We start from the raw sequence: 23,088 nt of genomic DNA, 5'->3' as shown, positions 1-23,088 counted from the left end.
GTGTGGCTCCTGTCCCTGTGCCGATAGTCCCTCTGCCGATCGGCCGATCAGTCGAGGCGGGTGAACGTCTGTGTCATCGTCTCATCGCTGTAATCGTCCGGGTCGTCATATTCGACACGCAGCTTGTCATGTCCGGAAGATGTGAACGTGAGTGACGTGCCGGGTCCGCAGAGATTCTTGGGAGTGCCCCCGGTGAACTTCGAAGGGCTGAGGACCAGTCCCTTCTCCACCGAGGCCAGCATCCGGTCACCCTCGCAGTGGTACTTCTTGCTGTCCGCGACCTCCTGGCCCACCACGGAGCCGATCGCGCCCTGCTTGATGGTGATCTTCAACGTGGCGTCGGGCTTCCCGAACGCGTCCTTGGCCAGCCAAGTGCCCACATAACCGGAGGGGATGGGCTTGCCGCCGCTCTTGGAGGGGCGCAGCGTCGCCTCGGAGGAGCCGTCCGTGGTGCTCCAGGCGAGGGTGCCGTCGTTGCCCAGCCGCAGCGTCTGCTCGCCGACCGCGCTGCAACTGTCCTCGGGGATGCTGGTGGACACCTCCTCGTCCTCGATGAGGAGCAGGCTGTCCACCGACTTGAGCTTGGCGGAGTCCTGGCAGAACGAGTCCGAGTCGGAGGTCAGGGTCTCGGCGACGACCCCGCCGACCGGCCCCTGCGAGAGCACGACCCGGCGGATCTTGCCGGTCGAGTCGCCGCTCTCCTTGATCTCGCCCTCCCAGGCGCCCAGATACTCGGTGGGCACGTCGCCCGACGTCTCCAGCTTGGTCGCGGACGGATCGGGGCCGTCCGAACCCCCGGAGGGGCCCTTTGAGTTGCCGCCGCCTGATCCGCCCGATCCGCCCGGGTTGGGCGCGGTGTGCGTCGCCTTGTCGTAGTCGGTCTTGGCCCGGTCGCCCTTGTCGTCGTTCCCCTTGACGATGACGAGCGCGGCGACCCCGGCTATGAGGGCGGTGGCGACGGCGGCGGAGATGACGATGAGTGTCTTACGGCGCCGCCGGTTCGGCTTCGGGGGCGGCTGCGACGAGCTGCCCCCGGGCCCGCTCTGTCCACCGGGTCCGCTCGGTCCGCTCGGTCCGCTCGGTCCGCTCGGTCCGCTTGGTCCACCGGGTCCACCCGGTCCGCTTGGTCCACCCGGTCCGCCGAATCCGGCGGAAGGCGACCCGGCGGCCGCCCCGAACGAGGTGACCGCGGGCGGCCCAAAGCCATGCGATGGCGTCGGCGGCTCACCCTCCGCGCCCGCCTGCGGCGCCTGCGGCGGCGTGGCGTGCGACGGGTAGCCGTACGCCCCGGGGGCGTAGGGCCCGCCGGAACCGGGCGAGTTGGGGGCGGCGGCACCCGGGGCTGCCGCCTGTGGCGGGGTGGCGTTTCCGGGCGCGCCGTGGCCGGGCGTGCCCGCGTGCGGGGTGCCCGTGTGCGGCCCGGCGGAGGGTCCGCCGGGCGTTCCGGGCGCGGCGGTGTGCGGAGCGCCGTGGCTCGTTCCGGCGCCACCGGGTGCGTGGGGAGCGGCGGCGGCTCCTCCGGCCTGCGGCGGGGTGGCGTTCCCGGGCGCGCCATGGCCCGGTGCGCCCGCGTGTGGGGTGCCGTGATCCGGCGGCCCGGCCTGCCCGGCGCCCGCGTGCGGTGCGGCGGAGGGCCCGCCGGGTGTCGCGGGTGTGGCGGCGTGCGGGGTGGCGTGGCCCGGCGTGCCCTGTCCCGGGCCTGCCTGGGACGCGGCCGGCGGTCCGCCGGGTGTCGCGGGTGGGGCCGCGTGCGGGGTGCCGTGGCTCGGCGCGGCGCCCCCGGGCGCCTGCCCGGCGCCTGCCTGAGGTGCGGCGGCAGGCTCGCCGGGTGCCGCGGGCGGGGTGCCCTGGCCGGGTGCGTCGCCACCGGGCGCGTTGGGCGGGGCGGCGGCTCCCCCGGCCTGTGGCGGGGTGGCGCTTCCGGGTGCGCCGTGGCCCGCTCCGGTCTGCGGCGTACCCGCCGATGGCGTGGCGTTCTGCGGGCCCGCGGCCGCCCCACCGGGGTCTGGCGCGGCGGCCTGCGGGGCGCCGGACGGGTCGGCGGGCCGGCGCGGGTCGGCCGACGGCGGGCCGCCTGCCGGTGGTCCGGCGGCCGGGTCGGGGCTGCCCTGGTCCTCGCCCGCCTGCGGCGCGGCCGGGTGCCCGCCGGGCCGGGCCGGGCCGCCCTGCGCCGTGCCCGTCGAGGGCGGGGTGGACGGAGCCGGGGGGAGTGGGGCCGCCGAGGGGCGGGGTGGGGTGGTCGGTGGCGGGGGTGTGGGGGGTTCCGCCGGGGCCAGGGGGTACGAGGTGGCCGACGGCGGTGCGGCGGGCGGCGGCGGGACGGCGGGGCCCGCCGCCCCTGCCATGGGCGGTACGGCCGGGCGCGCGGGCACCCCCGGCCCGGCGGGCGTCTCCACCTCCAGCAACTGCACCGCGTGCCGCCCGAGCTGGGCGACGAGCGTGCCCGGCAGCCACGGCTCGCCGTCGTCGTCCGCCCCGGCCGTGCGCTCCAGCAGCGCATCCAGCGAGGGCCGGTCGTCCGGGGCCTTCTTCAGGCAGTCGGTGACGAGGTCCCGCAGGCCCTCCGGCAGCCCCTCCAGGTCCGGCTCCTCCTGGGCGATGCGGTACATCACCGCGTGCACCCCGCTGTCGGCCGTGCCGAAGGGCTGACGGCCGGTCGCCGCGTAGGCGAGCACCGAGCCGAGGCAGAAGACGTCGCTGGCGGGGGTGACCCGTTCGCCGCGCACCTGCTCGGGCGACATGAAGCCGGGCGAGCCGACGACGGCGCCGCTGCGCGTGAGGATGCCGTCGGTGACGGTCTCCAGCGCCCGTGCGATGCCGAAGTCGATGACGCGCGGGCCGTCGATGGTGACCAGGACGTTGGACGGTTTGAGGTCACGGTGGACCAGACCGGCGTCGTGGATGTCGCGGAGCGCCTGCGTCAGGCCGTGGGCCATGATGCGGACGGTCCGCTCGGGCAGCCGGCCCGACTCGGCGACGATCGCGTGCAGGGAGGGACCGGCGATGTAGCCGGTGGCGACCCATGGGGTGGCGGCCTCGGTGTCGGCGTCCAGCACCGGCGCGGTCCACGCGCCCCCGACCCGCTGTGCGGCCCGCACCTCCTGTTTGAACCGCCGCCGGAATTCGGCCTGTTGGGCGAGCTCGGTCTGGACGAGCTTCACCGCCACCGTGCGTCCGCGTGCTGAATGAGCCAGGAACACCCGGCCCATGCCACCCGCGCCAAGACGCCGGAGCAGCCGGTACTCACCGATCCAGCGAGGGTCCTCGGCCCCCAGGTCTTCCATGCGTCGATCGTCCCTTCCCCGTGAATCCCCCTGATCAGCCCCCCGGAGAGAATAAGGGCGGCTGAGAGCGAAGTGGACGACGCGGACGATCCGTTATCGGTTCCGTATCCGTCCTGTGTCACTCCCGAGCCGGAGAACCGGATCCCGGAGCTCCGGAGCGGACCGCCGGGAGCGAAATCCGGACAGCCCCGCCCCGGCCACCGGCGACGGCCACAGGTCCCCCGCCGCCCGGCAGGATGTCGGCGTACGACCCGAAACCCGGACAGGCTGTCGGTGCCGGGCGCGGGGCCGGGGTCCGTACGCTGGTGCCGCCCCGACCCGCGAGCGATCCGAGGTACGAACGTGTCCGTGCAGCCCAGCCCCGACCACGCGGCCGGCGCCGCCGTCAAGGCCGCCGACCGTGCGCATGTCTTCCACTCCTGGTCCGCGCAGGGCCTGATCGACCCCCTCGCCATCGCGGGCGCCGAAGGCTCCTACTTCTGGGACTACGACGGCAACCGCTACCTCGACTTCTCCTGCCAGCTGGTGAACACCAACATCGGCCACCAGCACCCCAAGGTCGTCGCCGCGATCCAGGAGCAGGCCGCGAAGCTGTGCACCATCGCGCCGGGGTTCGCCGTGGACGTGCGGTCCGAGGCGGCGCGGCTGGTGGCCGAGCGCACCCCCGGCGACCTCGACAAGATCTTCTTCACCAACGGCGGCGCCGAGGCGGTGGAGAACGCGGTCCGCATGGCCCGGCTGCACACCGGCCGCGCCAAGGTGCTCTCCGCCTACCGCTCGTACCACGGCGCCACCGCCGCCGCGATCAACCTCACAGGCGACCCCCGCCGCTGGCCCTCCGACACCGCCTCGGCGGGTGTGGTGCACTTCTGGGCGCCGTTCCGCTACCGCTCGCCGTTCCACGCCGACAGCGAGCAGCAGGAGTGCGAGCGCGCGCTGCGCCACCTCGAGGACACCATCGCCTTCGAGGGCCCGCAGACCATCGCCGCGATCATCCTGGAGACCATCCCCGGCACCGCCGGGATCATGGTTCCGCCGCCCGGTTATCTGGCCGGGGTCCGGGAGATCTGCGACCGCTACGGCATCGTGTTCATCCTGGACGAGGTCATGGCGGGCTTCGGCCGCACCGGCCACTGGTTCGCGGCCGACCACTTCGGCGTCACCCCGGACCTGCTGACCTTCGCCAAGGGCGTCAACTCCGGCTATGTGCCGCTCGGCGGTGTCGCGATCTCCGCCGAGATCGCCGCGACCTTCGACCAGCGCCCCTACCCGGGCGGGCTCACCTACTCCGGCCACCCGCTGGCCTGCGCCTCGGCCGTCGCCACGATCAACGCGATGGCGGAGGAGGGGATCGTGGAGAACGCCGCCGCGATCGGCGAGAACGTGATCGGCCCCGCGCTGCGGGAGATCGCCGAGCGCCACCCCTCGGTCGGCGAGGTGCGCGGCCTCGGCGTCTTCTGGGCGCTGGACCTGGTCAAGGACAAGGAGACCCGCGAACCGCTCGTGCCGTACAACGCGGGCGGAGCGGACAACCAGCCGATGGCCGACTTCGCGGCGGCCTGCAAGCGCGGCGGTCTGTGGCCCTTCGTGAACATGAACCGCACCCATGTCGTGCCGCCGTGCACCGTCACCGAGGCCGAGGCCAAGGAGGGTCTGGCGATCCTGGACGAGGCGCTGAACGCGGCCGACGCGCACACCTCGTAGCGGCCTCCGGTACCGGCTTCCGGGCGCTGCCCGTTTGCCCCTGGACACGGCCCGACCGCCGCCCGACGGCTGCCCGGTGTAGACCACCGACGCACTCTGCGTGTTCCGCGCAACGGCCCTCGCATATCGTGATGCGAGGGCCGTCCGCTTTCTTACACCGACGGCCGTGGAAGGAGACGGTCCTCGATGCCCGTGCCCGGCACCAGCCCGGTCAAGCGGAACACCCTGCGGCAGCAGATCGCCGACGCGCTCTGTGACGAGGTGCTCGCGGGCAGGCTCCCTGCGGGGCGCCAGTTCACCGTCAAGGAGATCGCCCAGCAGTACGGCGTCTCCGCGACCCCCGTCCGGGAGGCCCTGCTGGACCTGTGCTCGCAGGGGCTGCTCGATGTCGAGGAGCACCGGGGCTTCAAGGTCCACGAGTTCACCATCGAGGACTTCCGGCACATGGTGGACGCCCGCACGATGGTGGTGGAGGGCGTCTTCCGGCACTACGTCGAGCAGACGCTGAACAGCATGACCCCGCAGGTGATGGCCTCGGTGCGGCGCCGGGCCGAGGAGGCCGAGCGGGCCGCCCGCTCCGGTGACCTGGACATCCTCATCGGCTACGACCTGCGCTTCTGGCGGGAGATCTGCGGGCTGGTCGGCAATCCGTACGTGTTGGACTTCCTGCAGCGGCTGCGGGTGCAGACCTGGGTGTTCACGGTGCCGTACCTGCGCCGCGTACCCGATCTGCGGGGTCTGCTGTGGACGGGGCACTGCGAGCTCACGGCGGCGGTCACCCGTGGGGATCCGCATGACTCGGAGCGGCTCATAGCGGCGTACAACACGCATTTCCGTGCGCTGATCGAGCGGTTGGTGACGGGGGAGGAGACGCGCTCGCGGAACCGGACGGCGACAGAGCCGGAAGTCAACTCTCCCTGATCTCCCCCTGAACTCTTCGCGAACTCCACCTGGTCCGTGGGCCCCGGCCCCCCAGGGCCGGCGTCCTGCACTCTTCGCGCCGCGTACGTGGGGCATTACGCTGGGCCGACCATCGACCGTACGGATACGAGAGTGAGATCGCGTGGCATGTGACCTCTGGCTGGTCCCCCTCGTCGATGTGCTGTGCCACAGCCCCGACAACCCCTTCGCCGAAGAGATCGCCGCGTACGACAAGGCGCTCAGTGACGCCGGACTGCCGCCCGTGCCCGTCTTCAGCTATATGCCGGGTCTCTCCGGGGATGTCGCACCGGTGGCCGGATTCGACTACGACGCGCTGCACTTCCTCCGCCGTGCCTATCTGCTCCAGCTGTGCGGACTCGCGGTGACGCCGGTGGACGAACTCGGCGGGGACTACGAGCAGTTGCTGGAGATGTTCGAGCCCACGGCCCAGCAGTCGCATCTGGTGTGGCACTACGACCACGCGGGCGCGTACGTCCCCGTCGACTTCCAGAGCCCGCTGTCCAACGACGAACTCCTCGAGGGCGGCGGCCCGTTGGGCTCCAGCCACGGACTGCTGCGCGAACTGGAGGCGGTCGCCCCGGCGCTCGGCATCGACCCGTCCAACCCCCCGGCCGCCCCCGCGCCCCCGGCCCGCCCCACGAGCCTGGAGGAGCCGGCGGCATCGGTCCCGTACGAGGACAGCCCCTTCGCGCGGGAGCGCCATGTGTGGCTGGGCCTGCACGCGGCGGCGACGCGCAGCCTCGGCCAGGGCTCGATGATCGTCTTCAGCTGACCGCCGGGCCGTCCGCCGGGCCGACCGCCGTCCCCGGGAGGCCCCGCGGCCGTCATCAGCGAGGTCTCCGACCGCCCCGCGGCCGTCATCAGCGGGGCGGCTCGGGAGGACGCTGCCGCGGCATATTGGGCCGGGCCGGGCCCGGCGGCAGCGGAAAGCGGCTCGCGGGGCTCCCGCTGTCCGGACGGGAGCCCTGGGCCATCAGCGACTGCGTGACCAGCGGCGCGGCACCGGATCCGAAGTCCACCATCCAGCCCGCCGTCTCGGCCCGCACCAGCTCCGACACGTCCTCGCAGAACCGCCGCAGCACCGACAGACACCGCTCCACGGCCTCGCTCGCGGTGCCCTCGGTCGGGCCCAGCACCTCCCGCACGCTCTCCGACGCCCACTCGAACTGCAGCACCTCCAGCCGCCGCTGCACCGCCTGCGCCGTGGCCATGTCCCGCATCCAGCCGGACGTCAGCCCGAAGAACCGGTCGCCGCCGACGCACGCGACCGCCAGCAGCAGCGCCAGCGCGCCCCATCCAGCGCCGCCGTCCAGCGTTCCGTTCAGATCCAGCAACGGCAGTACGGCCCCCACGACCCCCGCCACCGCGGCCCCCACCCGCAGCACCCGGGCGGCCCGCCGCTTCCACACCCGGTCGGCGAGGTACCACCCGGCGACCTCCAGCGCGCCCTCCTCCACCCACTGGTACAACTCGTCGAGCCGCTCCGCGGGCTCCCCCCAGTCGCCGTGCGGGAAGGGCCGGCCGAGCAGGTCACCCTGGATCCTCGCACCCTCCTGCCGAGGGAGCCCCTCGGGCTGCATCTCCGGCTGACTCACCGTGCGACTCCCTCTGCGGCGGCGTTTCTCCTGCGCGCGGCTGATGCGCGACCACCATTCCTACCGCCGAACGGCTGGCCACGAGGACTCGATCACCGGATTTCAGCCCGTAGGGGCTGTCCCATCGGGTATAGGACCACCCACTCCTCACCCAAAAGAGTGGCCCCGCTCACGGCGCAGGGGCCCGCACGGGACTCCCGGCCGAACCGCGCCGAACCGTGCCCAGCCGCGACGCCGAGCCGCGACGCCGAGCCGCGACGCCGAGCCGCGACGCCGAGCCGCCCTCGACCGCCCTCGGAGCGCGTTCGAACCGCCCCCTGACCGCAACCTGACCGCCCTCGGACCGCGCCGCGGCCCCCGCCGCACAGCGCCCGCAGCCCCAGGCAATAGGCTGCCTACCGTGAAGGTCCTCGTCATCGGCGGCGGCGCCCGCGAACATGCCCTGTGCCGCGCTCTCTCCCTCGACCCCGACGTCACCGCACTGCACTGCGCCCCCGGCAACGCCGGCATCGCCGAGGTGGCCGAACTGCACGCGGTCGACGCGCTCGACGGTGCCGCCGTCGCCGACCTCGCCGCCTCCCTGGGGGCGGGCCTGGTGGTCGTGGGGCCGGAGGCCCCCCTCGTGGCGGGGGTGGCCGACGCCGTGCGCGAGCGCGGGATCCCGGCCTTCGGGCCGTCCGCGGAGGCCGCGCGGCTCGAGGGCTCCAAGGCGTTCGCCAAGGACGTGATGGCGGCGGCTGGCGTGCCCACCGCACGCGCCTATGTGTGCACCAGCCCCGCCGAGGTCGACGAGGCGCTGGACGCCTTCGGCCCCCCGTACGTCGTCAAGGACGACGGCCTCGCCGCGGGCAAGGGCGTCGTGGTGACCGAGGACGTCGAGGCCGCCCGCGCACACGCGCTGGCCTGCGGCCGGGTGGTGATCGAGGAGTTCCTGGACGGCCCGGAGGTCTCCCTCTTCGCGATCACCGACGGCGAGACCGTGGTCCCGCTCCAGCCCGCCCAGGACTTCAAGCGCGCCCACGACGGCGACGAGGGCCCGAACACCGGCGGCATGGGCGCGTACTCCCCGCTGCCCTGGGCGGACCCCGCCCTGGTGGACGAGGTCGTGGCCACGGTCTGCCGGCCCACGGTCGACGAGCTGCGCCGCCGCGGCACGCCCTTCTCCGGGCTGCTGTACGCGGGCCTGGCGATCACCTCGCGCGGCGTGCGCGTGATCGAGTTCAACGCGCGCTTCGGCGACCCGGAGACCCAGGTGGTGCTGGCCCGGCTGAAGACCCCGCTGGCCGCGGTGCTGCTCGCCGCCGCCACCGGCCGGCTGGCGGACGAGCCGCCGCTGCGCTGGAGCGACGGCGCCGCCGTGACCGTCGTCCTCGCCTCGCACAACTACCCGGGCACCCCCCGCACCGGCGACCCGATCACCGGGCTGGACGAGGTGGCCGAGAAGGACGGCCCCAAGGCGTACGTCCTGCACGCGGGCACCAAGCGGGACGGCGCGTCCGGTGAGGTGGTGAGCGCGGGCGGCCGGGTGCTCTCCGTCACCGCGACCGGCTCCGACCTGGCGAAGGCGCGCGAGCGGGCGTACCGCGCGGTGGGCCGGATCGGCCTGGAGGGCTCCCACCACCGCTCCGACATCGCGGCGAAGGCGGCGGCCGAAGCGGGTTCGTAGAGCGGGTTCGTGCAGCGGGTTCGCAAGCAGAGCCGGGGACGGCTGTAAGAAGTGTCTCAACCAGGGGCTCGAACGGGCCGGTGAACGGTCCGGAAGGCCGCTTCCGCCTGTTCACACGGGGCCCGGCGTCGCCATCGCGAAGTTCCCGGTTTTGCCCAAGGCCATTCCATCGGGTGAGCGGTTCCGCATCCTGCTGACGCACGCCCGGCCCCCAACTAGTGTGCCGCTCAGGCGAGGTGCGGCAACTGGCCCACCGGCATTGCGGAGTCGGCGGCCGGTGCGACAGTGGGTGGGGAGAAAACAACGCCGCCGTCGTCCGCTGTTCAAACACCGGCCGGACAGTAGGGGGTGATGAGAACCGTGGCAGGTCCCGAAGCAGGTGCCCTGGCGGCGCGTGCCCGCGCCCTCGCGGTACTGCGCATCCGGAGCACCGCGCTCGCCGTCGCACTCCTCCCGGCCGCCGCCGCCGTCGTGCTGCTGGCCGGAAGCGCCACCGGCAGCATCGGCGGCTCCCAGGACGAGGGCTGGACGGCCCTGCGCTGGGTGGTGACCGGGGGCGCCCTGGTGGTGCTGCTGCTGGCGGCGGCCGTGGCCGCCGTGGTCGTCCGGGCCAGGCCCGCGGTCACCCCGACGGTGCCCATCGCCGAGGAGACCGCGCCCGACCTCTATCAGCTGGTCCGCGATCTGGCCGAGCGCCTGGAGGTCCCCGCGCCCTCCGCCATAGCGCTGACCCCCGACTGCGACAGCTGGCTGGAGGACCGTACGCATCCGGCGCACGCCCAGCGCCGGGAGCGCCGGGACCGCGGCGCCCTCGCGGTCGAGGAGCCCCGCCCGGTACGCGGCACCAGGGGGCCCGGCGCGGCGGCCGGTGCCGACCGGGTCGTGGACCGCCCCGAGCGGCGCGCCCCGCGGGCGCCGGTGCTGGTGATCGGCTCGCCGTTCCTGTGGTGGATGCGGGTCGCCGAGTTGCGCGCGCTGCTCGCCCCGGTGGTCGCGGGCACCGGCCCGTCCGTCCACCCCGACATAGCCTCCGCCCGCCGCTTCGTGCGCGGTCTTGACGCCGCCGTGGCCGTCGCGGCCCGCGGCGGCGAACCGTCGTCCGGGCCCGTGCCCGCCCTGGTGGCGGCGGTGCGCCGGCCAGCCTTCGGCTTCGTCGGCTGGGTGGCCCGGCTGCTGCTGCGCGGCTGCCGTGACCACGCGGCCGAGATGGAGCGCGCGGTCGCCGCGGCCGCCTCCGAGCGGGCCCAGACGGTCGACTACGGGCTGCGGATCGTCGCCCAGGAGCAGGTCGGCCTCGCCTACGCGGGCTGGGACCGGCTGCTGACCCGGGTCGCGCTGCCCGCCTGGCGGATGGGCCGCTGGCCCTCCCGGCTGGACGCGGGCGTCGTCTCGGCGCTCACCGAGCTCTCCCGCCGCGACCGGCTCGCCGAGGGGTTCACCTCCCGGCTGAGCGAGCGCCCGGCCTGCGACCTGCTGGAGGAGCCCGGGGTGATGGACGAGGCCACCTCGCTGCTCGCCGCCCGCCTCTTCCACGGCGGCCCGCCGGAGCCGGGCCCCGACTGGTCCCCGGTCGACTGGGGCGCGTATCCGGATGAGGTCGTGGACCGCAAGTGGCGGCAGGAGGCCGCCCGGCTGAACCGGCTCCTGGACGAGCGGGACGACGCCCACGAGCCCGTCGGCGCCGCCCCCGCACCGGCCGGCGCGAGCGGGCCCGCCCCGGCCACCCTGGCCCGGGTCATCGACCGGCTCACCGCCGCCCCGACCGGCCCCGCCGACGGCACCAACCGCTCCGACGGCTCCGACGGCGGGGCCGGCGGCGACGCACCCCGCCTCGCCGCCCGGCTCAGCGTCGAGGTGGCCCGGGAGGAGGCCGCCGCCTCCCGGGCGCACGGCCAGGGCCCCGCGGCGGGGGCCGAGGGACCCGCCGGCGGTTCCGGCGGCGATCCGTGGATCGACGGCTTCGCCCCGGCGTTCCCGCTCCAGCCGCCCCGCACCGGCCGGGAGCTGCTCGCCGACCATGTCACCGCCATGGTCTGCTGCGCCGCCGTGGACACCGCGGGCGCGGCCCCCGGCCTCGACTGGCTGGACGGACCCGCGCTGCTCGTCGGCGGGCGGCGGCGGGCCGATCTGGCCCGTCCGGTGCTGAGCCTGGTGGAGGACGGCGACGACGGGCCGCTGCGCGCCTGGCTCGGCGAGGTGGGGGTCCGTCCGGAGAAGCCCGTCCGGCTGGTGTAGCGGCGCGGGGTCCGCCCAATACCGCTCCTATGTCCACCCCTGTCGCGCGTTCGGTGCCTCTTCCGGCAATTTAGCGACTATCGGTGACGGAGTAGGTGCGTAATGTGATGTGCTTGGACCGGTCGCTGTCGCCCGGCCCAGGAGTTCCGGCCCAACCGGCCCGAACCGCGAGCCCGGCCCCGCAGCCCGGCCCACAAGGCCGGACCCGCGGCGGTGCGGTGTGCGAGGACAGCGAGGCGTGGCGCCGCCGGGTACGCAGGGGAGGGGAACAGTTGTGGGGACGGACCAGATCCGGCGCTGGGAATCGGGAGCGCTCGCTCACGCGGTGACGGATCCTTTCGGCCAGGGCCCGCTGCCCTGGCTGCGCGACAGTGAGAACTACTTCGACGACACCGGCCGGGTGGTCCCGTGGTACGTCGACGACGTCCATCTCTCCGGGACCGACGCCCCGGCGGCCGAGCGGATCGGCGAGAGGGGTTCCGCCAGGATCCCCGGCCCCCGCACCGCCGACGATGTCCACCGGCAGATCAAGGGCTTCCCCTCCACCTCCGCGGCGGCCCCCGGCGAGGCCATCGACTTCCGGATCACGGTGGACCCGCCCCAGCAGTTCAGCGTGGACATCTACCGCATCGGCTACTACGACGGCACCGGCGCGCTGAAGATCACCACCAGCCCCCGGCTGTCCGGGATCGTCCAGCCGCCCCCGCTCACCGCCGACCGCACCGTCTCCTGCCACCACTGGTGGCTGTCCTGGCGGATGCAGATCCCCTCGTACTGGAAGCTCGGCGCCTATGTCGCGGTGCTGACCACCGTGGACGGCTACCGCAGCCACATCCCCTTCACCGTCCGCGACAGCCGCCCCGCCGACCTCCTCCTCGTCCTGCCCGACCTCACCTGGCAGGCGTACAACCTCTACCCGGAGGACGGCCGGACCGGCGCCAGCCTCTACCACGCCTGGGACGAGCGGGGAAAGCTGCTGGGCGAGTCGGAGGCGGCCACCACGGTCTCCTTCGACCGGCCGTACGCGGGCGCGGGGCTGCCCCTCCACGTGGGGCACGCCTACGACTTCATCCGCTGGGCCGAGCGCTACGGCTACGACCTGGCCTACGCCGAGATGCGCGACCTCCACGCGGGCAGCGTCGACCCCACCCGCTACCGGGGCCTGGTCTTCCCCGGCCATGACGAATACTGGTCGGCGCCGATGCGCCAAGCCGTGGAGGCGGCCCGCGACAGCGGCACCTCGCTGGTCTTCCTCTCCGCGAACACCATGTACTGGCAGGTCGAACTCGCCCCCTCGCCCTCCGGCCCGGCCCGCCTGCTCACCTGCCGCAAGCGCCGCGGCCCCGGCCGCTCGGCACTCTGGCGGGAGACCGCGCCCGAGCAGCAGCTCATCGGCATCCAGTACGCGGGCCGGGTGCCCGAGCCGAGCTCCCTGATCGTGCGCAACGCCGGCCACTGGCTGTGGGAGGCCACGGGCGCGGAGGAGGGCCACGAACTGCCCGGCCTGGTCGCCGGCGAGGCCGACCGCTACTTCCCCCGCACCGCCCTCCCCGACCACCTCCGGCGCATCCTCCTGGCCCACTCCCCGTACGAGGACACGGAGGGGGTGATCCGCCACCAGGAAACATCGCTGTACCGGGCCCCGAGCGGCGCGCTGGTCTTCGCGTCGGGGACGTTCGCGTGGTCGCCCGCGCTGGATCGCCCGGGGCATACGGATGAGCGGGTTCAGCGGGCGACGGCGAATCTGCTGGACCGGATCTGCAAGCGGGGGTGACGGATCTCGCCGCCTGCGGCGGGCTGTTCCCCTCCCCGCCCCTTCCCGAACCATGGACTCCGCCCCTGGACCCCGGGGGCCGACGAGTCGGCCGTCGCCGCGATCAGCTCACCGGTCAGGCACCGGCTGCGCCGTTTGCGACGCGGTGGTCGCGCTGCGAGCCGGTGGGGCTCCGCGGGACGGGCGGCGAGGGTGTGAGCGCCCGCGCTGGCGGGCTGATCGCGGTCGGCACACCGACGCGGCGGATGCCCGCACGCATCCGGGTCGCCTGGCCGGGGTCCGGGGCGGAGCCCCACCGCGCGGCGGAGCCGCATATCGGTGCTTGGCCCGTTGCGGGCGTCAGGATCCGTCGGGCGCCGCCTGGCCCGTGGCCGGTGCGGGGCCCTTTTTCCGCCCTGCTACCAGGCGCTCTCCGCCCCAGACCTCGGGGTCTGGGGCGGAGCCTCACCACGCGGCGGAGCCGCATATCGATGCTTCGGGAAGGGGCGGGGAGGGGAACAGCCCGCCGCAGGCGGCAAGGCCCGTCGGGCACCCCTACGCCGCCGGGCCCAAGGGCGGGGGCTTCCGGATTCCGAAGCGATGCCGTAGCGCCGACAGGGCCGCCAGGTAGCCGCACATCCCATGGACCCCCGGCCCCGGCGGGGTCGCCGATGAGCAGAGGAAGAGGCCGGGCAGCGGGGTGCGGTACGGGTCGAGGCGGGGCACCGGACGGGCGAGGCTCTGCCGGATCGTCATCGCGCCCGAGCCGATGTCCCCGCCCACGTCGTTGGGGTCGTACGCCTCCAGGTCCCGCCCCGACATCCCGCGCGCCGCGAGCACCGTGTCGCCGAAGCCGGGCGCGTACGTCTCGATCCGGGAGCGGATGAGCTCCACCGGGTCGGTGTCGTCGCCGTTCGGCATATGGGCGTAGGCCCACACCGGGCGCCTGCCGGGCCGGGCGCGGCCGGGGTCGGTGACGGCCGGGTCGACGAGCAGCACGAAGGGCGCCGGGCTGCGGATTCCGCGTACGGTCCGGTTCTCCTCCCGGGCCAGCTCGGCATGGGTGCCGCCCAGGTGTACGGTCCCGGCGCGGCCCACGGCGGGGTCGGCCCACGGGATCGGCTCGCTCACCAGGAAGTCGGCCTTGGCGGCGGCCGGGCCGTAACGGAACCGCCGCAGCGCCCGGGCGTAGCGGTCGGGCAGGGCGCGTCCGGCGATGTCCAGCAGCCCCGGAACACCGGTGTCGAGCAGCACCGCGCGATACCCGTCCAGCTCGCGGAGGTCGGTGATCGCGCGCCCGGTGTGGAAGGTGCCGCCGTGTGCGGTGATGTCGTCCACCATGGCGTCGGCGATCCGGGCGCTGCCGCCGCGCGGCAGCGGCCAGCCGGGGCCGTGGGCCAGATGCCCGAGCAGGGCCGCCACCGCGCCGCCGGCCAGGCTGGGCAGTTCGCCCACGGCATGCGCGGCGACCCCGGTGAGCAGGGCGGGCGCCGCCTCACCGGTGAAGCGGGCGGCACCGAGCCGGGTGCCGTGGACGAGGATCCGGGGGGCCAGCAGCAGCGGTGCCACCGGATCGTGGGGGAGGGCGCGCTGCCCGGAGAGGATGAAGTCGACCACGCCTTCGCTGTGCCGTACCAGCGGCGCCATCAGCCGCCGCCAGCGCTCCCCGTCGGGGCCGAGCCCGGCGCAGGTGGTCTCCAGATCGTGGTGGGCGAGCGCGGCGCGGCCGCCGTCCAGCGGATGGGCGTAGGAGACCTCGGGCGTCAGCAGTTCCACCCCGCGCGCGGCCAGGCCGAACTCGCGGAAGAAGCGGGAGGCGGGCGCCATGGGATGGACCGCCGAGCAGATGTCGTGGGCGATCTCCGGATCGAAGAGCGGCTGGGTGCGCAGCCCGCCGCCGATGTCGGCGGCGGCCTCGTACACCGTGACCCGCAGCCCGGCGCGGGCCAGGGTGACGGCGGCCGCGAGCCCGTTGGGCCCGCTGCCCACGATCGCCGCGTCGGCCATCCGGCACCTCCCCGCCGGCCTCCGTCTGCGTCCTGATCTGTGTTCTGCCGCACGAGTTCCTCGTATGACGTGTTCGAACCGGCCGGAAGCGGAACCCGGAACGCCGCACCCCCGCGGCCCCGCGCCCCGCCGCAGGCCGCCGCCGTTCAGTGCGGCAGAATCGAGGGGGCTTGGACAAAAACACCAGGAGGAAGCGTGTCCGGATTCGTTGAGAAGCCCGAGCCGGTCGAGGTTCCGGGCCTTCAGCACCTGCACACCGGCAAGGTGCGCGACCTCTACCGGAACGAGCGCGGTGAGCTCGTCATGGTCGCCAGCGACCGGATGTCCGCCTACGACTGGGTCCTGCCGACCGAGATCCCCGACAAGGGCAAGATCCTCACCCAGCTCTCCCTCTGGTGGTTCGATCTGCTCGCCGACCTCGTCCCCAACCACGTCCTGTCCACCGAGCTGCCTGCCGGCGCCCCCGCCGACTGGGAGGGCCGGACCCTGGTGTGCCGGTCGCTGCGGATGGTCCCGGTCGAATGCGTGGCGCGCGGCTATCTGACCGGCTCCGGCCTGGCCGAGTACCGCGAGACCCGTACGGTGTGCGGCATCGCCCTCCCCGAGGGGCTGACCGACGGCTCCGAGCTGCCCTCGCCGATCTTCACCCCGGCCACCAAGGCCGCGGTCGGCGAGCACGACGAGAACGTGGCGTACGAGGAGGTGGCCCACCGCATCGGCGCCGAGCCCGCCGCCCAGCTGCGCCAGGCCACCCTCGCCGTCTACAACCGGGCCCGGGAGATCTCCCGCGCCCGGGGGATCATCCTCGCCGACACCAAGTTCGAGTTCGGCTACGCGGAGGCGACCCTGGGCGTGGAGAGCGCCGAGCCGGTGCTCGCCGACGAGGTACTGACCCCGGACTCCTCCCGCTTCTGGCCCGCCGACCAGTGGGAGCCCGGCCACGCGCAGCCGTCCTTCGACAAGCAGTACGTCCGCGACTGGCTGACCTCCCCCGCCTCCGGCTGGGACCGTGACAGCGAGCAGCCGCCGCCCCCGCTCCCGGCGGAGGTCGTCGAGCGGACGCAACGGAAGTACGCGGAGGCCTACGAGCTGCTGACCGGCACCAGCTGGAAGTAGCCCGGGGCCCGCGAAGGGATGGGAGAACGACCAAGGGCCCCGGCCGATCGGCCGGGGCCCTTGCGTTCACTGAGCGGACGACGAGGCTCGAACTCGCGACCTCAACCTTGGCAAGGTTGCGCTCTACCAACTGAGCTACGTCCGCCTGCGCCGGACTTTTCCAGTTCGACGCGCCTCTACTATAACCAAACCCTCGACCGGTGAACTACCACCCGAGCGTCGAGCCCGCCCCGACACCCCTCCGCACGGCGGCGCCCCCCCCGAGCCGCGCCTCACCCGGAGCCGCGTGCCGCCCGGGGCCGTGCCCCACCCCGAGCCGTGCCCCACCCGGGGCCGCGCCCCCGGGAGCCGCGTGCCGCCCGGGGCCGCGTGCCGCCCGGGGGCGCGCCTCACCCGGAGCCGCGCCTCACCCGGAGCCGTGCCCCACCCGGAGCCGTGCCCCACCCCGAGCCGTGCCCCACCCGGGGCCGCGCCCCCGGGAGCCGCGTGCCGCCCGGGGCCGCGCCTCACCCGGAGCCGCGTGCCGCCCGGGGTCGCGCCCCACCCCGAGCCGTGCCCCACCCCGAGCCGCGTGCCGCCTACGGCGGGCTGTTCCCCTCCTTGCCCCTTCGCACAACCGGTACTCCGCCCCGGGACCCCGGCCCCCGGCCGACCGCCACGAACGCACGCGGGCGACCGGCCGCCACGAACGCACGCGGGCGGCCGACCGCCACGAACGCACGCGGGCCTCCGCTCGGCTTCCGCCGCGCCGACATCCGACCGCGCTCGGCCCGCCGGTGCGAGTGTTCACGCCCTCGCCGCCCGCCGGAGCAGACGCGTTGACCCCTGCTCGCCGGTCGGCCGCTCGACCACCATGTCGCCGGTGACGCGATGGGCGTCCTGCCCGGTGAGCTGATCGTGGCGACGGTCGGCTCCTCGGCCCCCGGGGTCCAGGGGTGGAGCCCCTGGTTACGGGAAGGGGCGGGGAGGGGAAGATCCCCCGGGGCACCACGATCCTCGTCCGGCGGCGACCCGACGCACCGTCACATCCCAGCAGCCTGGGCCCGTTGCGACGGCAAGCGCACCAAAACGACTGAGGCGCCGGTCGATTCGACCGGCGCCTCAGATCTGGAGCGGACGACGAGATTCGAACTCGCGACCCTCACCTTGGCAAGGTGATGCTCTACCAACTGAGCCACGTCCGCATGCCTCCGACCGGCCTTCACCGATCGGCGCGCGCATCACTCTACCTGATCCTCGTCAACACGGGGCCGATAGGCGATGAGAGCGGGTGACAGGGATCGCACACTGCGCCTCCCCCTTGGAAAGGGGGCGCTCTACTACTGAGCTACACCCGCATGGTGTCTTCCTCGGGGTTTCGGCCTTTCGGCCTCGCCCCTCGGCGTGCTCCAGACTTTAGCGGATCACCCGGGGTGGTGTGCAACTCGGCTGAACGGGGGTGCCTCAGGCGAACGCGGGTGCCTCAGGCCGACTCGTCGAAGGCTTCGTAGACCTTCTTGGGGATCCGGCCGCGCGGAGGCACCTCCATGCCGTTGGACCGGGCCCAGGCGCGCACCGCGGCCGGGTCCGGGGCGACGGCGGTGCGGCGGTACGTCTTGCCCGAGCGGGCCCGCTTGCGGCCGGCCTCCACGTACGGCGCGAGGGCGTCGCGCAGTTTCGACGCATTGGCAGAGTTGAGGTCGATCTCGTACAACCTGCCGTCGAGTCCGAACGTGACCGTCTCTTCCGCTTCGCCTCCTTCGAGGTCGTCGGAGAGCGTGACTACTACGCGCTGCGCCACGGATATCGGTCCTTTCGGGCTGCATCGTTGCGTTGACGTGCAAAGATGTCAGCTGTCCAGTTGTGTCCAACAATGCTTTTTCATTTGTACAGTGACTGGCATTGCATTGTGAACCCCAGTAATTCCATCCGCGTGTCACCCCGCGATCGGGACCGTACGTTTTTCCCCGACCTTTCCCCGTCAGTTGCCACCGGCGATGCTTAAACGTGACCGAACCCTTGCATATCTACTCGCGTAGATTTTGACCCGGGGTACGCTTGGGCACCGCCTTACGCACCAGCACCACACCACCGGGAGTGCCAGTGGCACGCGTCGTAGTCGACGTCATGCTCAAGCCGGAGATCCTCGACCCCCAGGGCCAGGCGGTGCAGCGAGCACTGCCCCGCCTCGGTTTCGAGGGGATCGCCGACGTCCGTCAGGGCAAGCGCTTTGAACTCGAGGTGGAGGGCCCGGTCGATGACGCCGCCCTCGCCCGTATCCACCAGATCGCCGAGACTTTTCTGGCGAACACCGTGATCGAGGACTTTTCCGTGAAGGTCGAGGCCGGCGAGGGCGCCGACGCCACTGCCGTGAAGGCGGAGTCGTGACCGCACGCGTCGGAGTCATCACCTTCCCCGGCACGCTCGACGACCGCGACACCCAGCGCGCCGTCCGCGCCGCCGGACTGGAAGCCGTACCGCTGTGGCACCGCGACAAGGACCTCAAGCAGGTCGACGCGGTGATCCTGCCGGGCGGCTTCTCCTATGGCGACTATCTGCGGGCCGGAGCGATCTCCCGCTTCTCCCCGGTAATGGACTCGGTGATCGACCAGGCGAAGGCCGGTATGCCGGTGCTTGGCATCTGCAATGGCTTCCAGGTACTCACCGAGACCCATCTCCTGCCCGGTGCGATGCTTCGGAACAACCATCTGCACTTCATCTGCCGTGATCAGAAGTTGCGAGTGGAAAACGCGGAGACCGCCTGGACGCGCTCCTATGAGCGGGGCCAGGAGATCAACATCCCGCTGAAGAACATCGACGGCCGCTATGTCGCCGATGAGCGCGTCCTCGATGAACTCGAGGCCGAGGGACGCGTGGTCTTCCGCTATCAGGAGCTCAACCCCAACGGCTCGCTCCGCGACATCGCCGGTATCTGCAATGCGGCGGGCAATGTCGTCGGCCTCATGCCCCACCCCGAGCACGCCGTCGAACCGCTGATCGGCACCGGTCGCACCGACGGTCTCGGATTCTTCACCTCGATCCTCAAGAGGCTGGTCAGCGCATGACCCTGGACACCACCAAGCACGCGGCGCAGACCCCGGAGGCCGAGCAGCCCTGGGCCGAGCTCGGTCTCAAGCAGGAGGAGTACGAGCGCGTCCGCGCCATCCTGGGCCGCCGCCCCACCGGTGCCGAGCTCGCGATGTACTCCGTCATGTGGTCCGAGCACTGCTCGTACAAGTCGAGCAAGGTCCATCTGCGGCAGTTCGGTGAGAAGGCCCCCGAGAGCGACGCGCTGCTCGTCGGCATCGGCGAGAACGCGGGTGTGGTCGACGTCGGCCAGGGCTACGCGGTCACCTTCAAGGTCGAGTCGCACAACCACCCCTCGTACGTCGAGCCCTACCAGGGCGCGGCCACCGGCGTCGGCGGCATCGTCCGCGACATCCTCGCCATGGGCGCCCGCCCGGTGGCCGTGATGGACCCGCTGCGCTTCGGCGCCGCCGACCACCCCGACACCAAGCGGGTGCTGCCCGGTGTGGTCGCGGGCATCGGCGGCTACGGCAACTGCCTGGGCCTGCCCAACATCGGCGGCGAGGTCGTCTTCGACCCCTGCTACCAGGGCAACCCGCTGGTCAACGCGTTGTGCGTGGGCGTGATGAAGCATGCGGACATCCACCTCGCCAAGGCGTCCGGCACCGGCAACAAGGTGATCCTCTACGGCGCCCGCACCGGCGGCGACGGCATCGGCGGCGTCTCCGTGCTGGCCTCCGAGACGTTTGACGACAGTAAGCCCACCAAGCGTCCCGCCGTCCAGGTCGGCGACCCCTTCCAGGAGAAGCTGCTCATCGAGTGCACCCTGGAGGTCTTCAAGGAGGACCTGGTCGAGGGCATTCAGGACCTCGGCGGCGCGGGCCTGTCCTGCGCCACCAGCGAGCTCGCCAGCGCCGGCTCCGGCGGTATGCGGGTCGAGCTCGACACCGTGCCGCTGCGCGACTCCTCGCTCTCCCCCGAGGAGATCCTGATGAGTGAGTCGCAGGAGCGCATGTGCGCGATCGTGAAGCCCGAGAAGGTCGACCGCTTCCTGGAGATCTGCGAGAAGTGGGACGTCATCGCCACTGTCATCGGTGAGGTCACCGACGGCGAGCGGCTGGAGATCTACTGGCACGGCGAGCAGATCGTGGACGTCCCGCCGCGCACCGTCGCCCATGAGGGCCCGGTCTACGAGCGCCCCTACGCCCGCCCCGAGTGGCAGGACGCGCTCCAGGCGGACGACGCGGGCAAGCTGCCGCGCCCGGCCACGGCGGCGGAGCTGCGCGAGCAGATCCTCAAGGTGATCGGCTCCCCGAACCAGTCGTCCAAGTCCTGGATCACGGACCAGTACGACCGCTTCGTGCAGGGCAACACGGTGCTCGCCCAGCCCGAGGACTCCGGCATGGTCCGGGTGGACGAGGAGACCGGCCTGGGTGTGGCCGTCGCCACGGACGGCAACGGCCGCTACGCCAAGCTGGACCCGTACGCGGGCGCGCAGCTCGCGCTCGCCGAGTCGTACCGCAATGTGGCCGCGTCCGGCGCCAAGCCACTGGCCATCTCCAACTGTCTCAACTTCGGCTCGCCGGAGGACCCCGCGGTCATGTGGCAGTTCGCGGAGGCCACCCGCGGTCTCGCGGACGGCTGTCTGACCCTGGGCACCCCGGTCACCGGCGGCAATGTGTCGCTGTACAACCAGACCGGTGAGGTGGCCATCCACCCGACGCCGGTCGTCGCCGTCCTCGGCGTGATCGACGATGTGGCCCGCCGCACCCCGATCGCCTTCGCGGAGGAGGGTCAGCTGCTCTATCTGCTGGGCGACACCGCCGCGGAGCTGGGCGGCTCGGCCTGGTCCCAGGTGATCCACGACCACTTGGGCGGACTGCCGCCCAAGGTGGACCTGGAGCGGGAGCGGCTGCTCGCCGAGATCCTGATCTCGGCCTCGCGCGACGGCATGGTGGACGCGGCCCACGACCTGTCCGACGGCGGTCTGATCCAGGCGCTCGCCGAGTCGTGTCTGCGCGGGGGCAAGGGCGCCCGGATCGTCGTCCCCGACGGTCTTGACCCCTTCGTCCTGCTGTTCTCCGAGTCCGCGGGCCGGGCGATCGTCGCCGTACCGCGCAGCGAGGAGGTCCGCTTCAACGACATGTGCGGGGCCCGGGGGCTCCCGGCGGCCCGTATCGGCGTGGTCGACGGCGACGCGATCGACGTCCAGGGGCAGTTCTCCATCCCGCTGGCCGAGCTGCGGGAGTCGTACGAGGCGACGATCCCGGGTCTGCTGGCCTGAGGACCGGCCTGAGGACCGGCCCGAGAACCCATGCCGTACGGCCCGCCCCCTGGCGTCAGGGAGCGGGCCGTACGGTCTGTTCCGGCTCGGGCCTCGTGGGACTCACTTCCCCCAGAAGGCGTCGGCGGCGTCGATGTCCTCGACGCACTGGTCGATGTCGCTGATTTTCCCGCCGACGATGGTGAAGAACAGCCCGGTCCTCATGTCCAGCGTGCGGTTGCCGCGCTCGGCGCGGACGTGGTGGCCGGAGATCACATGACCGCGCCCGTCCGGCATCACCGACTCCAGATCGACCCGCATCGTGCCACCGGTCTCCTCGAACTCGGTGCGGTACAGCCGCATACACGCGTCCCGGCCCTTGTGGTGTCCCGAGATCATGTTGTCACCGGGCACATGCTGCATGACGTCCGCCGTCAGCAGCGTGGAGAGGGTGTCCAGGTCGCCCTGCTGGAACGCGGTGCATGCGCGGCGCACCACGGCGGCATCGGGGTGCTCGCCCATGGTCATTCACACCTTTCGTCCTGATGAATACCTCTCTATCCCCTTCTATCCATCCTCCGCCCGCCCCTCGGGGCTGTCGATAGGCTCGGCGCCATGCCGCCTCGTGCCCGTGCCCGCAGCTATGACCCCGCCAAGACCCGGACCGCGGTGATCGCGCAGCTCCGGCAGGTACGGAAGGCGGCCGAGGGGCTGGACGAGACCGCCCTGGACGCCCCCACCCGGCTCGGCGACTGGACGGTCCGGGAGCTGATCGCGCATCTGGCGATGGCCGTGACGTCGGTCGTACGCCTTCTGGAGCGGCCCGCGCCGCCCGCGCGCGAGGTCACCGTCACCGGCTGGGCGTCGGCGGTGGCCGGGTACTCCGGGCCGATCGACGACGACACCCGTGCTCTCGCGGCGAACGCGAATGCGGCGGACGCGAAACCGGGCGAGCTGCTGGAGCGCGCCGAGGCCCGGTTCGCCGAGGTGGCCGCCGTCGCGCCCGCCGACCGGCTGCTGGCCGCCCGCGTCGGGGCGATGCGGCTGGACGACTACCTGGTCACCCGCTGTGTGGAGCTCGTGGTCCACGCCGACGATCTGGCGGATGCCACCGGCGTCCCCGTGTCGCACGACCGCCAGGCGCTCGCCACCGCCACCCGCGTGCTCGCCGACGCCCTCGCGGCGAAGGCGCCCGGCGGCTCGGTCGAGGTCCGGGTCCCGCCGTTCGCCGTGATCCAGTGCGTCGAGGGCCCCCGGCACACCCGCGGCACCCCGCCGAACGTCGTCGAGACCGATCCGCCGACCTGGATCCGCCTCGCCACGGGCCGTCTGACCTGGGCCGAGGCCCTGGAGTCCGGGCCGCTGACCGCGAGCGGCGACCGTGCCGACCTCTCCGCCCACCTCCCCGTGCTCGGCTGACGGGTCCGAGATGTGATCCTTGCCTCGGACGGGCACCTTCGCCCCCGGCCGTGCGCAGGTCGGGCGCGGGTCCCGGGGGTCCGGAGCGGGTGCGGAGA

The 23,088-nt window shown here is 73.1% G+C and carries 16 protein-coding genes and 3 tRNA genes; 11 read left to right on the top strand and 8 right to left on the bottom strand.

Annotation, left to right across the window (positions count from 1 at the left end):
* Positions 1–47: 47 nt before the first annotated feature.
* Positions 48–3,284: a serine/threonine-protein kinase gene (locus LIV37_RS52125; RefSeq protein ID WP_309471167.1), complete on the bottom strand. Its 3,237-nt coding sequence runs from the start codon at positions 3,282–3,284 to the stop codon at positions 48–50.
* Positions 3,285–3,626: 342 nt separating this feature from the next.
* Here LIV37_RS52125 and LIV37_RS24070 point away from each other — a divergent pair, with 342 nt between their 5' ends.
* From LIV37_RS24070 to LIV37_RS24060, 3 genes are all read left to right on the top strand, one after another.
* On the top strand, positions 3,627–4,988 hold the full coding sequence (locus LIV37_RS24070; protein ID WP_020869692.1) for an aspartate aminotransferase family protein: 1,362 nt from the start codon (positions 3,627–3,629) through the stop codon (positions 4,986–4,988).
* A gap of 186 nt (positions 4,989–5,174) precedes the next feature.
* On the top strand, positions 5,175–5,909 hold the full coding sequence (locus LIV37_RS24065) for a GntR family transcriptional regulator (RefSeq protein ID WP_020869691.1): 735 nt from the start codon (positions 5,175–5,177) through the stop codon (positions 5,907–5,909).
* 142 nt (positions 5,910–6,051) lie between these two features.
* The gene (locus tag LIV37_RS24060) at positions 6,052–6,702 is read left to right on the top strand and encodes a hypothetical protein (RefSeq protein WP_014053817.1); all 651 of its coding nucleotides are present in this window, start codon (positions 6,052–6,054) and stop codon (positions 6,700–6,702) included.
* An 88-nt stretch (positions 6,703–6,790) separates the two neighbouring features.
* Here LIV37_RS24060 and LIV37_RS24055 read toward each other — a convergent pair whose 3' ends face one another.
* A complete protein-coding gene (locus LIV37_RS24055) occupies positions 6,791–7,525 on the bottom strand; it encodes an SLATT domain-containing protein (RefSeq protein ID WP_121824573.1) in 735 nt (244 codons plus the stop codon).
* Between the two features lie 400 nt (positions 7,526–7,925).
* On the opposite strand from LIV37_RS24055, the gene purD reads away from it, so the two are divergent.
* The 3 genes from purD (at position 7,926) to LIV37_RS24040 (ending at position 13,200) form a co-directional block, all read left to right on the top strand.
* Complete coding sequence (gene purD, locus LIV37_RS24050; RefSeq protein WP_020869689.1) at positions 7,926–9,191, top strand: phosphoribosylamine--glycine ligase; 1,266 nt, start codon at positions 7,926–7,928, stop codon at positions 9,189–9,191.
* 351 nt (positions 9,192–9,542) lie between these two features.
* Positions 9,543–11,426 carry a hypothetical protein gene (locus LIV37_RS24045; protein ID WP_121824574.1) on the top strand — a complete coding sequence of 628 codons (1,884 nt, stop codon included), beginning with the start codon at positions 9,543–9,545 and terminating at the stop codon, positions 11,424–11,426.
* Positions 11,427–11,700: 274 nt separating this feature from the next.
* Complete coding sequence (locus tag LIV37_RS24040) at positions 11,701–13,200, top strand: N,N-dimethylformamidase beta subunit family domain-containing protein (RefSeq protein ID WP_020869686.1); 1,500 nt, start codon at positions 11,701–11,703, stop codon at positions 13,198–13,200.
* Positions 13,201–13,734: 534 nt separating this feature from the next.
* On the opposite strand, the gene LIV37_RS24035 is transcribed toward LIV37_RS24040, so the two are convergent.
* The gene (locus LIV37_RS24035) at positions 13,735–15,186 is read right to left on the bottom strand and encodes a phytoene desaturase family protein (RefSeq protein ID WP_020869685.1); all 1,452 of its coding nucleotides are present in this window, start codon (positions 15,184–15,186) and stop codon (positions 13,735–13,737) included.
* Positions 15,187–15,381: 195 nt separating this feature from the next.
* Here LIV37_RS24035 and LIV37_RS24030 point away from each other — a divergent pair, with 195 nt between their 5' ends.
* Positions 15,382–16,302, top strand: a complete 921-nt coding sequence (locus LIV37_RS24030) for a phosphoribosylaminoimidazolesuccinocarboxamide synthase (protein ID WP_020869684.1) — start codon at positions 15,382–15,384, stop codon at positions 16,300–16,302.
* A gap of 72 nt (positions 16,303–16,374) precedes the next feature.
* Here the strand turns inward: LIV37_RS24030 and LIV37_RS24025 are convergent.
* The 4 genes from LIV37_RS24025 to LIV37_RS24010 form a co-directional block, all read right to left on the bottom strand.
* Positions 16,375–16,447: transfer RNA gene (locus tag LIV37_RS24025), tRNA-Gly, on the bottom strand.
* Positions 16,448–17,410: 963 nt separating this feature from the next.
* A tRNA-Gly gene (locus LIV37_RS24020) sits at positions 17,411–17,486 on the bottom strand.
* 81 nt (positions 17,487–17,567) lie between these two features.
* A tRNA-Gly gene (locus LIV37_RS24015) sits at positions 17,568–17,639 on the bottom strand.
* Between the two features lie 125 nt (positions 17,640–17,764).
* On the bottom strand, positions 17,765–18,082 hold the full coding sequence (locus LIV37_RS24010; RefSeq protein WP_020869683.1) for a histone-like nucleoid-structuring protein Lsr2: 318 nt from the start codon (positions 18,080–18,082) through the stop codon (positions 17,765–17,767).
* A 296-nt stretch (positions 18,083–18,378) separates the two neighbouring features.
* Here LIV37_RS24010 and purS point away from each other — a divergent pair, with 296 nt between their 5' ends.
* The 3 genes from purS to purL are packed head-to-tail and all read left to right on the top strand — an operon-like array spanning position 18,379 to position 21,592.
* Positions 18,379–18,669, top strand: coding sequence for a phosphoribosylformylglycinamidine synthase subunit PurS (purS, locus tag LIV37_RS24005; protein ID WP_121825304.1), 291 nt, complete (start codon positions 18,379–18,381; stop codon positions 18,667–18,669).
* Positions 18,666–19,346 (top strand): phosphoribosylformylglycinamidine synthase subunit PurQ, encoded by a 681-nt coding sequence (gene purQ / locus LIV37_RS24000; RefSeq protein ID WP_020869681.1) that lies wholly within the window; start codon positions 18,666–18,668, stop codon positions 19,344–19,346. The genes purS and purQ overlap by 4 nt, the downstream gene beginning before the upstream one ends.
* On the top strand, positions 19,343–21,592 hold the full coding sequence (purL, locus tag LIV37_RS23995; RefSeq protein ID WP_020869680.1) for a phosphoribosylformylglycinamidine synthase subunit PurL: 2,250 nt from the start codon (positions 19,343–19,345) through the stop codon (positions 21,590–21,592). Before purQ ends, purL begins: the two co-directional genes overlap by 4 nt.
* Positions 21,593–21,694: 102 nt before the next feature.
* Here the strand turns inward: purL and LIV37_RS23990 are convergent, their stop codons facing one another.
* Entirely contained in the window at positions 21,695–22,093 is a 399-nt protein-coding gene (locus LIV37_RS23990) for a nuclear transport factor 2 family protein (protein WP_121825305.1), read from the bottom strand.
* A 93-nt stretch (positions 22,094–22,186) separates the two neighbouring features.
* Between LIV37_RS23990 and LIV37_RS23985 the strand changes: the two genes are divergently transcribed.
* Entirely contained in the window at positions 22,187–22,990 is an 804-nt protein-coding gene (locus LIV37_RS23985) for a maleylpyruvate isomerase family mycothiol-dependent enzyme (RefSeq protein ID WP_020869678.1), read from the top strand.
* Positions 22,991–23,088: the final 98 nt, after the last annotated feature.

It is taken from the genome of Streptomyces rapamycinicus NRRL 5491 (assembly GCF_024298965.1).
GTDB lineage: Bacteria > Actinomycetota > Actinomycetes > Streptomycetales > Streptomycetaceae > Streptomyces > Streptomyces rapamycinicus.
The sequence above is the reverse complement of the archived record's forward strand: the minus strand, read 5'-3'. Positions and strand labels throughout refer to the sequence as shown.